The organism is Actinomadura sp. NAK00032 (assembly GCF_013364275.1).
Taxonomy (GTDB): Bacteria; Actinomycetota; Actinomycetes; order Streptosporangiales; family Streptosporangiaceae; genus Spirillospora.
On the sequence record NZ_CP054932.1, the window covers coordinates 6,578,561 to 6,591,033 of the forward strand.

The 12,473-nt window shown below is 73.1% G+C and carries 12 protein-coding genes; 4 read left to right on the forward strand and 8 right to left on the reverse strand.

Going from position 1 to position 12,473, the window contains the following annotated elements; translation table 11 throughout:
• Positions 1-9: 9 nt before the first annotated feature.
• From HUT06_RS30040 to HUT06_RS30050, 3 genes are read right to left on the reverse strand one after another with little or no spacing between them, the layout of a single operon-like run.
• Positions 10-1,188 carry a GNAT family N-acetyltransferase gene (locus HUT06_RS30040; protein ID WP_176198782.1) on the reverse strand — a complete coding sequence of 393 codons (1,179 nt, stop codon included), beginning with the start codon at positions 1,186-1,188 and terminating at the stop codon, positions 10-12.
• Positions 1,189-1,223: 35 nt separating this feature from the next.
• A complete protein-coding gene (locus tag HUT06_RS30045; RefSeq protein WP_176201721.1) occupies positions 1,224-2,564 on the reverse strand; it encodes a class I SAM-dependent RNA methyltransferase in 1,341 nt (446 codons plus the stop codon).
• Positions 2,554-4,587 (reverse strand): APC family permease, encoded by a 2,034-nt coding sequence (locus HUT06_RS30050; protein WP_176198783.1) that lies wholly within the window; start codon positions 4,585-4,587, stop codon positions 2,554-2,556. The genes HUT06_RS30045 and HUT06_RS30050 overlap by 11 nt, the downstream gene beginning before the upstream one ends.
• A 226-nt stretch (positions 4,588-4,813) precedes the next feature.
• On the opposite strand from HUT06_RS30050, the gene HUT06_RS30055 reads away from it, so the two are divergent.
• Both HUT06_RS30055 and HUT06_RS30060 read left to right on the forward strand, forming a co-directional pair.
• On the forward strand, positions 4,814-5,479 hold the full coding sequence (locus HUT06_RS30055) for a TrkA family potassium uptake protein (RefSeq protein WP_176198784.1): 666 nt from the start codon (positions 4,814-4,816) through the stop codon (positions 5,477-5,479).
• On the forward strand, positions 5,479-6,138 hold the full coding sequence (locus HUT06_RS30060; protein ID WP_176198785.1) for a TrkA family potassium uptake protein: 660 nt from the start codon (positions 5,479-5,481) through the stop codon (positions 6,136-6,138). The genes HUT06_RS30055 and HUT06_RS30060 overlap by 1 nt, the downstream gene beginning before the upstream one ends.
• Positions 6,139-6,183: 45 nt before the next feature.
• On the opposite strand, the gene HUT06_RS30065 is transcribed toward HUT06_RS30060, so the two are convergent.
• From HUT06_RS30065 to HUT06_RS30080, 4 genes are all read right to left on the reverse strand, one after another.
• Positions 6,184-6,861, reverse strand: coding sequence for a DUF3159 domain-containing protein (locus HUT06_RS30065; protein WP_254715462.1), 678 nt, complete (start codon positions 6,859-6,861; stop codon positions 6,184-6,186).
• Positions 6,862-6,907: 46 nt separating this feature from the next.
• On the reverse strand, positions 6,908-7,330 hold the full coding sequence (locus tag HUT06_RS30070; protein WP_176198786.1) for an OB-fold nucleic acid binding domain-containing protein: 423 nt from the start codon (positions 7,328-7,330) through the stop codon (positions 6,908-6,910).
• Between the two features lie 125 nt (positions 7,331-7,455).
• Complete coding sequence (locus HUT06_RS30075) at positions 7,456-8,814, reverse strand: FtsX-like permease family protein (RefSeq protein WP_176198787.1); 1,359 nt, start codon at positions 8,812-8,814, stop codon at positions 7,456-7,458.
• Between the two features lies 1 nt (position 8,815).
• A complete protein-coding gene (locus HUT06_RS30080) occupies positions 8,816-9,613 on the reverse strand; it encodes an ABC transporter ATP-binding protein (RefSeq protein ID WP_176198788.1) in 798 nt (265 codons plus the stop codon).
• Between the two features lie 231 nt (positions 9,614-9,844).
• Here HUT06_RS30080 and HUT06_RS30085 point away from each other — a divergent pair, with 231 nt between their 5' ends.
• Positions 9,845-11,125: an ArsB/NhaD family transporter gene (locus HUT06_RS30085; RefSeq protein WP_176198789.1), complete on the forward strand. Its 1,281-nt coding sequence runs from the start codon at positions 9,845-9,847 to the stop codon at positions 11,123-11,125.
• Positions 11,126-11,135: 10 nt separating this feature from the next.
• On the opposite strand, the gene HUT06_RS30090 is transcribed toward HUT06_RS30085, so the two are convergent.
• Positions 11,136-11,483, reverse strand: coding sequence for an SdpI family protein (locus HUT06_RS30090; protein ID WP_176198790.1), 348 nt, complete (start codon positions 11,481-11,483; stop codon positions 11,136-11,138).
• Between the two features lie 77 nt (positions 11,484-11,560).
• Between HUT06_RS30090 and HUT06_RS30095 the strand changes: the two genes are divergently transcribed.
• The gene (locus HUT06_RS30095) at positions 11,561-12,256 is read left to right on the forward strand and encodes a PIG-L deacetylase family protein (protein WP_176198791.1); all 696 of its coding nucleotides are present in this window, start codon (positions 11,561-11,563) and stop codon (positions 12,254-12,256) included.
• The last annotated feature ends 217 nt before the right edge of the window (positions 12,257-12,473 follow it).

The window sequence follows — 12,473 nt, forward strand, 5'->3', positions numbered from 1 at the left end:
CCGCCCGGATCAGAACTCGTCGTTGATGTACGGAGCCAGCGGGACGGCGAGCGCGGCGGCCAGCCGCGCGGCGGCGCCCTCCGCGTGCTCGGTGATCGCGCCGACCCTGGCCAGGGTGCTCGGGCTGGTGCCGCCCAGGTAGACGGAGGCCAGGTCGGCGGCGGTCATGGCGAGGTCGGGTGAGTCCGCGGCCGGTTCGCAGGCCGGGGCCGCACCGGTGGTGAGGCGCCAGCGGCCCGCGTTGGCGGGGATCCGGTCGTCCGCGACCTCCAGGACGAAGGAGTCCTCAGTGGCCCACGAGCGGGCGCGGAGCGCGGCCGGGACGTCGATGAGGCGCAGCCACAGCGCGCCGTAGTTCTCCTTGACCGACACCTGGTCGGGGTCGGCGGCCATGTACGGGAGCAGGTCGTCCACCGGGCGGTTCGGCGCGTGGACGCGGGACGTCAGGTCGATCGACGCCAGGTACCGCCAGAGCGCGGCCTCGGCCTGGGGCGTGTCGGCCACGAGGTCGACGACCCTGACCGTCCTGTTCCCGTGGGCGCGGTAGACGGCGTAGCCGGCGGGGTGGGCGACGACGCGCGGCTCGGTGTACCCGGGGGCCTCGGTGTCCTCCGCGCGCAGGATGGCGCGCATCCACCATTCGGGGTCGCGGACGAGCCCGCCCGGCCGGGCGGACAGGCCGCGGCGGTGGATCGCGTCGAGCGCCTCCGGCGCGGACGCGGCGTCGATCAGGCGGAGCGGGCGCTCGTCGGGCGCCGTCCGGAGGGCCAGCGGGCGGGACGAGTCGACCTCCAGGCCGATCGCGCGCGTGGCGAGCCCGAAGCCGTAGCGGCCGTAGATCGCGCCCTCGGACGCCCACAGCACGGCGACGGGCCGCCGGGCGGCGATGGCGTCGGCCTGCATGCGGTCCATGAGGGAGGAGAGGATCCCCCGGCGGCGGTGGGTCGGCAGCACGCCCACGAACGTGACCGCCGAGGAGTCGAGGAGCGCGCCCGGCGCGGCGAAGCGCATCGGGAGCGCGCCGAGCTGCCCCACCAGGACGCCGTCGTCGTAGGCCCCGACGCGCTCGGCGCGGCGCGGCTTCCAGCGCTCCTTCTCCGGATCGTCGATGCGGATGTGGAAGGCCAGGCCGGCCAGGTCGACCATGCGGTCGACGTCCGCCTCCGGAAGGTCCCTGATCTCGATCATGGATCCACCGTATGCCGGGGCCGCAACGGGTTTTCTCAGCCCCGCACCAGCGTCGCGAGGCACTCCACGTGCTGGGTCATCGGGAAGGCGTCGAAGGCGCGCAGGCCCTCCAACGTCCAGCCGCGCTCGCTGAAATAGCCGAGGTCGCGGGCCAGCGTCGCCGGGTCGCAGGACACATAGGCGATCTTGCGGCCGGCGAGCCGGGTGATGTGCTCGACGACGTCGCGGCCCGCGCCGGTGCGCGGCGGGTCGAGGACGACGACGTCGGCGCGCCGGACGCGCTCGCCCCGGTGGTGGCCGCCGCCGCGCTTGTTCTGCGTGCGGGAGCCGCTGGACGCGCGGCCGAACTCCAGGTCGGCGACGACCTCCTCGACGGGGCCGCGCTCGATCGACACGTTCGGCAGGTCGCGCAGGTTGAAGCGGGCGTCGCGGACGGCCTGCCCGTCCGCCTCGACGCCGACGACGAGGCCGTCCGGGCCGATCCGGTCGGCGAGCACGCCGGCGAACAGGCCGACGCCGCAGTACAGGTCGAGGGCGATGTCGCCGGGCTTGGGTTCGAGGGCGTCCAGCACGGCGTCGGCGAGCAGCTGCGCCGCGCCCGGGTGGACCTGCCAGAAGCCGCTGCCGCTCACCTGGAACAGCCGCCCGGAGACCTCCTCGCGGACGTACGGCAGGTTGGCGCCCGGCTCCGGCTTGCCGCGCACTAGCCGGACCGGCACGTCCAGCCGCGGCACCTTGATCTTGCGGCGGTCGCGGCCGCGCAGCACGACCAGGCGGTCGCCGGTGGTGGCGGAGACGATGCCCTCGACGCCGGACGCCCCCGGCCAGCGCTTGTGCTCGATGCCCATCGCCTCGACGCCCGGGTGGGCGATCAGGCACTCGTCGATCGGCTCGATGTCGTGCGAGCGGTGCCTGCGCAGCCCGACGGTGCCGGACGCGACGGCGAACTGCACGCGGGTGCGCCAGCCCAGGCCGGGCGGCGGCGCGACCTCGGAGTCGACCGGGTAGGGGACCTCTTCGACCGTCACCGTGCGGGTGATGCCGGCGAGGCGCTGGAGCTGCTCCTGCACCACGGCCGCCTTGAGCGCCCGCTGGGCGGGCAGCGAGGCGTGCTGCCAGTCGCAGCCGCCGCAGCGGCCCGGCCCGGCGAACGGGCAGGGCGGCTGGACGCGGTCCGGGGACGCCTCGATGATCTCCACGGCGTCGGCGCGCAGGAAGTTCTTGGTCCGGTCGGTGACGCGGGCCCGCACCCGTTCGCCGGGCAGGGCGTGCCGGACGAAGACCACCCGGCCCTCGTGCCGGGCGACGCAGAATCCGCCGTTGGCGACGTTGCCGACCTCCAGTTCGAGGACGTCGGGTTCGAGTTCAGTCACGATCCGAAACACTACCGGCACCGGGGCGCGCCCCGGTCCGCGGCGGGCGCCGGGACGCCCCGGGCCCGGGCGGCTCGACCCGCCCCTTCAGCCGGTCCGACGACTGCAGCTGCCACGCGACGCTGGTCACCATGACGCCCGGCTGGAACAGCAGCCGCCCCTTCAGCCGCAGCGCGCTCTGGTTGTGCAGCAACTGCTCCCACCAGTGCCCGACGACGTACTCGGGAATGAACACGGTCACCACGTCGCGGGGGCTGCGCCGCCGGACGCTCTTGACGTAGGCGAGGACGGGACGGGTGATCTCCCGGTACGGCGAGTCGAGGATCTTCAGCGGGACGGGGATGTCGAGGGCGTCCCACTCCTCCTGGAGGCGCCGGGACTCCTCGGCGTCCACCGCGACGGTCACCGCCTCCAGCGTGGACGGCCGGGTGGCGCGGGCGTAGGCCAGTGCCCGCAGCGTCGGCTTGTGGATCTTCGAGACGAGCACGATGCCGTGGTTGCGGGCGGGCAGCGCGACGTCCTCGCCGGAGGGCACGAGCTCCTCGGCGATCCGGTCGTAGTGCCGCCGGATCGCCTTCATCAGCAGGAACAGCAGCGGCATCGCGATGCACACGATGTAGGCGCCGAGCGCGAACTTGGTGATCAGCACGACGACGAGGACGATGCCGGTGAGGGTGGCGCCGAACGCGTTGATGCCGCGGGAGGTCTTCATCCGGCGGCGCTGCGCGGCGTCCTGCTCGGCGGCGAGCAGCCGGTTCCAGTGCCGCACCATGCCGACCTGGCTGACGGTGAACGACACGAAGACGCCGACGGTGTAGAGCGGGATCAGCCGGCTGACGGACGCGTCGTAGGCGTAGATCAGCAGCCCCGCCATGGTGGCGAGGATGATGATGCCGTTGCTGTAGGCGAGCCGGTCGCCGCGGGTGTGCAGCTGGCGCGGCAGGTACCGGTTCTGGGCGAGCACCGAGGCGAGCACCGGGAACCCGTTGAACGCGGTGTTGGCGGCGAGGAACAGGATCAGCGCGGTCATCGCGGTGACCAGCGCGAAGCCCGGGGTGAAGTTGCTGAACACGGTGTGCGCGACCTGCGCGATCACCGGGTCGGCGTGCTCGATCACCTCCCCGGTGGCCGGGTCGACGAGCTTGCTGTCCTGGCCGAGGTCGGTGAACCGGACGTCGGTGATGAACGCGAACGCGACCACCCCGCCGAACATCGTCATCGCGACGAGCCCGAGCGCCAGCAGCGTGCGGGCGGCGTTCTCGCCCTTGGGCTTGCGGAACGCCGGGACCCCGTTGCTGATCGCCTCCACCCCGGTCAGCGCGGCGCAGCCGGACGAGAACGCCCGCAGCAGCAGGAAGACCAGCGCGAACCCGGCGATGTCGGTCTCGTCGCCGCGGACCTCCAGGTGCGCGGTCTCCGCCTGCAGCTCGGCGCCCGCGACCAGCCGGATCAGGCCCCACGCCAGCATGCTGAACACCGCGAACATGAACAGGTAGGTGGGGATCGCGAACGCGATCCCGGCCTCCTTGATGCCGCGCAGGTTGCCGATGGTGAGCGCGACGACGATGCCGATCGCCACCGCGACCTCGTGCGGCTGCATGAACGTCAGCAGCGCGCCGAGGTTCTCCACGCCGGAGGAGACCGACACCGCGACGGTGAGGGTGTAGTCGACGAGCAGCGCGCTCGCGACGAGCACGCCCCAGTTGCTGCCGAGGTTGGTGGTGGCGACCTCGAAGTCGCCGCCGCCGCTCTGGTAGGCCCGGACGTTCTGCCGGTAGGACGCGACCACGGTCAGCAGGATCACCACCACGGCCGCGGCCACCCAGGGGGTGTAGTGGTACATCACGAGACCGCCCGCACCGAGCGCGAGCAGGATCTCCTGCGGGGCGTAGGCCACCGAGGACAGGGCGTCGCTGGCGAAGACCGGCAGCGCGATCCGCTTCTTCAGCAGCTGCTCGTGCTGCTGTGAACTGCTCAGCGCGCGGCCCAGCAGCAGCCGCTTCGCGAGGTCCGGAACCCTTGACACGAAAGGAGAGCCTAGCCCGCGCCGATGACACCGTTTTCCGCGCCCGGCCGGAGACCTGGTTGGGTAGTACTCGCCTGGGGGGATGTGTAGGTTTGCAGCCCGGCAGGGAGCATTTTCGGACAACCGTCCTCGGGTGCGGCACGGCGTCGGCGGCGCAGCGACGAATGCCGTGCACCCGCGCGGGGGTACAGGGGGAGCGTCCCCCTGGACGGAAGAGGGAACGGCCGTGCATATCGTGATCATGGGATGCGGGCGGGTCGGCTCGACGCTCGCCCACATCCTGGAGGACAAGGGCCATTCGGTGGCCATCATCGACCAGAATCCGGAGGCGTTCCGCCGGCTGCGCAGCGGGTTCCGGGGCCGCCGCATCACCGGGTTCGGATTCGACCGCGATGTGATCGCCGAGGCGGGCATCGAGCGGGCGGCCGCGTTCGTGGCCGTCAGCAGCGGCGACAACTCCAACATCATCTCCGCCCGGGTGGCGCGCGAGACGTTCGGCGTCGACAACGTGGTGGCCCGGATCTACGACCCGCGCCGCGCGGAGGTCTACCAGCGCCTCGGCATCCCCACGGTCGCGACGGTCCGCTGGACGGCCGACCAGATCCTGCGCCGGCTGCTGCCGGAGGGCGCCGAGCCGCTGTGGCGCGACCCGACCGGCGCGGTCGTCCTCGCCGAGCTGGACTCCGGGCACCTGTGGGTCGGTGCGAAGGTCGGCGCGCTGGAGGAGCACGCGGGCACCCGGGTGGCGTTCCTGTCGCGGATGGGCGAGGCCCTCGTCCCCGACCGGGACACGGTGATCCAGGACGGCGACATCGTGCACATCATGGCGAGCGCCGACGATCTGGAGCGGGTGAACGCCGCCGTCGCGGCGCGGAACGGGGAGGACGCCTGATGCGGGTCGCGATCGCCGGGGCCGGCGCGGTGGGCCGCTCCATCGCCCAGGAGCTGCTGGAGAACGGGCACGAGGTGCTCCTGATCGACAAGAGCCCCAAGGCCATCAAGGTGGAGATGGTGCCGCGCGCGGAGTGGCTGCTGGCCGACGCGTGCGAGATCGCCTCGCTGGACGACGCGGCGCTGGAGCGCTGCCAGGTCGTGGTCGCCTCCTCCGGCGACGACAAGGTCAACCTCGTGGTGTCGCTGCTGGCGAAGACCGAGTACGGGGTACCGCGCGTGGTGGCGCGGATCAACCACCCGAACAACGAGTGGCTGTTCAACGAGTCGTGGGGCGTGGACGTCGCGGTGTCCACGCCGCGGCTGCTGTCGGCGCTGGTGGAGGAGGCCGTCAGCGTCGGCGACCTCGTCCGGCTGATGACGTTCCGGCAGGGCGAGGCCAACCTGGTCGAGCTGACGCTGCCGGACGACGCGCCGCTCGGCGGGCAGCGGGTCGGGTCGGTGGAGTGGCCGCGCGACACCGCGCTCGTGGCGATCCTGCGGGAGGGCCGGGTGCTGGTGCCCTCGTCCGACGACACCCTGGAGCCGGGCGACGAGCTGATGTTCGTGGCCAGCCAGGACGTCGAGGACGAGCTCGCCGAACTGCTCGGCGGGCGCTGAGCCCTTCGCCGAGACCTCCGCTGAGGACCCGCCCGGCCGTTTCGGTCAGGCGGGTTCTTCGCGTTCGATCGGGGTGCGGCCGCGGGCGAGCAGCCACACCATCGCCGCCAGCGCGGCGACCTGCAGCGGCCAGCCCATCACGATCTTGGCGGTGCCGAGCAGCCCGCTCTGGTCGCCGTCGGCGAGATAGATCGGGTACTGGACGGCGACGCGCGCCGCGCAGGGCAGCACCAGCAGCCAGGTGAGCCGCGAGCACAGCCTCACGATGCCGGGGTCGCGCCGCCAGGCGGTCGGGTCGCCGGTGACCGAGCCGATGATGAACCCCACGACGGGCCACCGCACCGCGATCGAGAAGATCATCGCGGCGGCGTAGCCGGCGTTGAGGATGATGCCGGGCAGGAAGGCGTCCTCGGCCTTGCCCGAGCGCAGCGCGAAGAACGCGGCGATGGCGATGCCGACGAGGCTGTTCAGCACGAACTGCGGGCTGGAGCGCTGCGCGATCCGGACGGCCAGCAGCACCACCGCCGCGCCGATCCCGGCCCCGACGGCGAGCTTGATGTTCTCGGCCACGACGTAGGTGCCGGTGAACGCGATCGTGGGGACGGCGGCCTCCAGCATGCCGCGGACGCCGCCGAGCGCCTTGGTGAGCTGGGCGCGCACGGCCGCCTCGACGGTGTCGTGCGCGGCGGTCTCCCGCCCGCTGCCGGCTGTCGTCTCGCTCACGCTGCCACTGCGCCCCTCTGCCCTCCCGGCCGCCCGGGGACGGCCGTCACGAGCCGCCGCGCAGCTCGTATCGCGGATTGAACATGACCTTGCGCCCGTCCTGCACGCTGACCAGCCCCTCGGCGCGCAGCCGGCGGCCCGGGTCGATGCCGGCGATCTTGCGGCGGCCGAGCCAGACCAGGCTGATCACGTCGGTGCCGTCGTAGAGCTCGGCCTCCAGCGCGGGCGCGCCGCCCCGCGGCCGCAGGGTCACGGTACGTAGCGTACCCGCCACGCAGTTGCGCGTGCGCGCGCCGCACTCGGTGATCGGCGTCGCGCCCTCGTCGCCGGTGGTCTTCTGCAGTTCCTCGGCCTCGAGTTCGGCCTTGCCGGCCGCCATCCGCCGCAGGAAGCGCCGCAGACCGCCCCTGCCGCGCTCGTGCCCCTCGGGGTCCGCCTGGGGCGGCGTGCCGGCCGAAACCTCGTCCATACCTCGAAGCGTATGACATCAGCGGACGAATCGACCCCCCGCCGGTGCCCCGGACGCGCGTGCGCGCCCATCCGGGCCGGATGGGCGCGCACGCGGGGCCGTCGGGCGGGCCGTCGGCGGGGCCGTCAGCGGAGGGCGGCCTCCACGGCCGGGACGCGAAACGTGCGGCGGGTCGCGCCGTAGGCCGTGACGCCGGTCAGGACGGCGGCGAGGGCGGCGACCGCGAGGTAGGTCCGCACGTCGCCGTCCGGGACGGCCGAGTCGCGGCGCGCCAGGCCGAACGGGACGATCGTGAAGACCGCCGCGACCGTCCCGAGAAGCACGCCGGTGACGGTCAGCACCACCGACTCCAGCGCCACCGCGCCGAGCAGCTGGCGCGGGGTGGCGCCGGCGAGCCGGGTCTGGCCGAACTCGCGGCGCCGGTGCGCGGTCGCCGCGACCAGCGTGTTGACCAGCATGATCGCGGTGAACAGCACCACCATGCCGATGACGACGAAGTTGAGCGTCTCGATGCTCTTCTGCTCGGCCGTCTTGGCGAGCCCGGAGGCGTCCATCGCCGCGTTCTCGGTGGCCTGGAGGTACAGGGTGCCGACGGCCGTCCCGACGAACAGCACGACCGGCGTGACCGCGGACGCCAGGGCGCACGTCCGGCGGCGCATCGTGGCCGCCGCGAGGTCCCCGGCCGCGCCGCCGAGCATCCGCAGCGGGCCGGCCGCGAGGACCGCCACCCGGCGCATGATCGCCGGGGCCAGCAGCGCCAGCCCGATCCCGGCGAAGATGTCGGCCTGCCCGGACGTCGCCATCGCGTCGCTGCCCTTGCCGTCCATCACCGTGACGGTGATGACCGCCTCGTTGACGGCGAGCAGCAGGAACAGCACCGCGAACACGATCCGCTTCTTGCTCAGCCGCGCGTCGTCGGCCGCGGCCGCGGCCATCGACTCCGCGACCCGGACGCGGACGGCGCGCCGCGCGGTGATCAGCGCGGCGGCGACCGCGGAGACCAGCGTGACGCCGATCCCCATCGACAGCGCGGCGGCGCCGAAGTGGTGGCCGACCCCCGCCGGCACCTGGTCGGTGTCGTGCAGCAGCCCGAGCAGCGCCCGGCCGGCCCCGATCGCGGGGACGACCGCGAGCAGCGCCGCCGCCAGCGCCAGCCCCGCCGCCTCGCCGACGATCATGCGGGCGAGCTGCGCCGGGGTGGCGCCGACGCTCTTGAGCAGCGCGATCTCCGTCGCCCGCTGCCGGACCGACAGGGTCAGCGTCGAGGTGACCGCGAAGACCACCAGCAGCAGCCCCCAGCCGCCGACGACGGTCGCCATCGTGACCAGCGTCTCGCGGGCGTCGCCGGTCGCGCCGCTCGCCTCCGCCGTGTCGAGCATCGAGGCGAACGCCATGATCATGATGGCGCCGAGGAACATCGCGAGGAAGCTCGCCGTGAACGCGCTCGTGCGCTTGCGCAGCGACCGCAGTGCCAGTCCGAACATGTCAGGCCCCCGCCATCGCGCGCTGCCGCTCGACCTCGTCGGCCAGGTGCGTCATCCGCTCCGCGACCGACTCGGCGGTCGGCGCGGTCTGGTGGCCGACGATCCGCCCGTCCGCCAGGTACAGCACGGAGCCGGCGAACGACGCGGCGACCGGGTCGTGGGTGACCATCACGACAGTCTGCCCGAACGCCCGCACCGACTCCTGGAGCAGCCCCAGCACGGCGCGCGCGCTGCGGGTGTCGAGCGCGCCGGTCGGCTCGTCGGCGAACACCACCCGCGGCTCGGTCACCAGCGCCCGCGCGATCGCCACCCGCTGCTGCTGGCCGCCCGACAGCTCCGCCGGCAGGTGGTCCAGCCGGTCGCCGAGCCCCACCTTCTCCAGGACGGCCCGCGCCCGCGCCTTGTCGACCTTGCGGCCCGCGAGCTTCAGCGGCAGCACCGCGTTCTGCATCACGTCCAGGGTCGGCAGCAGGTTGAACTGCTGGAAGATGAAGCCGATCCGCCGCCGCCGGAACTTGGTGAGCGCGGCCTCGCCGCCGTCGGTCAGCTCCGCGCCGTCCACGAAGACCCGGCCCTCGGTGGGACGGTCCAGGCCCGCCGCGCACTGCAGCAGCGTGCTCTTGCCCGACCCCGACGGGCCCATCACCGCGGTGAACGACCCGGCCGGCAGCGACAGCGACACGCCGTCCAGCGCCACCACCTGATTGCCCTCGGCGCCGTAGACCTTGCGCACGCCGTCAAGCCGGAGCGCCTCACCGGGCACCTGGGCCGCCGGCGCGGTCCCGCCTCGTCCGAACATCGTTCCCTTACCTCCGCCCGGCGCCCCCTCGCGGAGCGCCTCGGGAACGAAATTACGGACCGCGGACGCGGCCGGGGATGGGTCCAGCACGCCGATCGGGGTAGGCAAAACCCCACCATCGCCGGGACGGCGGTTTCGCCCCCGGCACGCGCCGCCCGCTAGAGTCGCCTCCGGTGCGCCGGGAAGTCTGGTCGGCAGGTCCGTCAGCCGTACGCCCGACCGGGAGGCTCAGTGCAGGCCACCGCCGCGATCGCCATCTTCGTCTGCGCCTACGTTCTTATCGCGTCGGAGAAGGTGCACCGGACGGCGGTCGCGCTCGGCGGCGCCGGCCTGATGCTGCTGCTGCACATCACCGACGCCGAGGGCGCCTTCTTCTCCTCCGAGTCCGGGATCGACTGGAACGTCATCTTCCTGCTGCTCGGCATGATGGTGATCGTCTCGGTGCTGCGGCGCACCGGCGTGTTCGAGTTCGTCGCGATCTGGGCCGCCAAGCGCGCGCGGGGACGCCCCTACCGGCTGATGGTCATGCTGGTCGTGCTGACGGCGGCGGCGTCCGCGCTGCTGGACAACGTCACCACCGTCCTGCTGATCGCGCCCGTCACGTTCCTCGTCTGCGAGCGGCTCGCGCTGCGGCCCGAGCCGTACCTGATCGCCGAGGTCATGGCGTCCAACATCGGCGGCACCGCCACCCTCGTCGGCGACCCGCCCAACATCATCATCGCCAGCCGGGCCGGGCTGTCGTTCAACGACTTCCTCGTCCACCTGGCCCCGCTGGTGGTGGTGCTGGTCGTCGTGTTCTGCCTGCTGTGCCGGTGGCTGTTCCGCGCGGAGTTCCGCTACGACCCCGACCTCGCGGCCGAGGTCATGGCGCTGGAGGAGCGGGAGGCCATCACCGACCGGCGGCTGCTCGCGCAGGGGCTCACCGTCCTGGCGATCGTGATCGCCGCGTTCGTGCTGCACCCCGTGCTGCACTACGAGCCGTCCGTGGTGGCGCTGCTCGGCGCGGGCCTGCTCGTCGCCGCGACCAGGGTGACCACCGAGGAGGCGCTCAGCGAGGTCGAATGGCCCACCCTGGTGTTCTTCGCCGGGCTGTTCGTGATGGTCGGCGGGCTCGTCGAGACCGGCGTCATCGGCGACGTCTCCAAGGCCGCCGCCGACGCCACCGAGGGCCGCCTCGGGTTCGCGGCGATGCTGCTGCTGTGGGCGTCCGCGGTGCTGTCGGCGATCGTGGACAACATCCCCTACGTCGCCACGATGAGCCCGATCGTCGCCGACCTCGTCCAGCAGCACCCGGGCGACCAGGGGAACGTCCTGTGGTGGGCGCTCGCCCTCGGCGCCGACCTCGGCGGCAACGCCACCGCCATCGGCGCCAGCGCGAACGTCGTCGTGCTGGGCATCGCCGCCCGCAACGGCACCCCGATCAGCTTCTGGCGGTTCACCCGCTACGGGCTCGTCGTCACCCTCGTGACGGTCGCCCTCGCCACGCCGTACCTGTGGCTCCGCTACCTGTAGCGCCGCCGTCCTACTTCGGCAGGTCGCGCCGGGCCAGTTCCCGGTGCCCGGCGGCGGTCCCCGCCACGGCGAACAACGCGCACGCGACGACGCCGACCAGGGTCGTCACGGCGGCGACCGGCTCGTTGGAGCCGGTCGCGATCGCGACGGCTCCGGTGGCGATCAGCGACGCCCCGGACGCGTGCATCCACGGCTGCGCCCGCCGGTGCACGACCAGCCACGACTCGTCGTCGGCCATGCTCCGCCTCGTCCGGATCCCGATCAGGCCGTTGCGCTGGATCCGTCCCGTGGCGCCGAGCCTGCCGACCACGGCGACGAGCACGCCCGACGCGATGAGGATGATCCCGGTGATGGCCAACGTTCCGCGCCCCTTTCGCCAGTACGCCCATGATGCCCCCTTCGCGGGCCGGCCCGGTGATCGGCCAGGATGAGGGGATGGACGTGGTACCTGAGGACTGGGAACGGGCCCTGACGATCGTCGCGCACCCGGACGACCTGGAGTACGGGTGTTCGACGGCGATCGCCAAGTGGACCGCGCAGGGCAAGACGGTGACGGAGGTGCTCGCCACCCGCGGCGAGGCCGGGATCGACTCGATGGACCCCGAGGAGGTCCGGCGGGTGCGCACCGCGGAGCAGATCGAGGCGGCGCGCCGGGTCGGCGTCGGCACCGTCGAGTTCCTCGACATGCCGGACGGCATGCTGGAGTACGGGCTGCCGCTGCGGCGCGCGCTCGCGAGCGCGATCCGCCGGCACCGGCCCGAGGTGGTGCTGTCGGTCAACTTCCGGGAGGGCTTCCCCGGCGGCGGGTTCAACATGGCCGACCACCGGGTGCTCGGGCTGGCCGTCGCGGACGCCGTCCGCGACGCCGCCAACCGGTGGGTGTTCCGCGACCTCGGGCTGGAGCCGTGGCAGGGCGTCCGGTTCGCGCTGTTCAGCGGGTCGCCGCAGCCCACGCACTACGTGGACGTCACCGGGCACCTGCAGACCGGGATCGACTCGCTGCGCGCGCACGAGGTCTACTTCTCCAACCTCGACGCGGACTTCGACGCCGCGGAGTTCCTCACCGGCATCGCCGAGCCGGCCGGGCGGGAGGCCGGCGTCGAGCACGCGATGGCGTTCGAGATGATCTGAGCCCGTCCGGGCGGGGCCCGTCAGTGCCGGGCGTTGGGCCGCTTGCCCTTGTTGTGCTTGCCCCGCTTGCGTGCCCTGCGCTTGCGCGTCTTCTTCGACATGCCCCGATTGACCACCCGCGCGGGCCCGCGAGGCAAGGGATCGGCCGGGGCCGCAGAAGGCGAAACCCGCCCGGCCGCACGTCCGAAAAGGCGTGCGGTGCGGGCGGGCCAGCGTT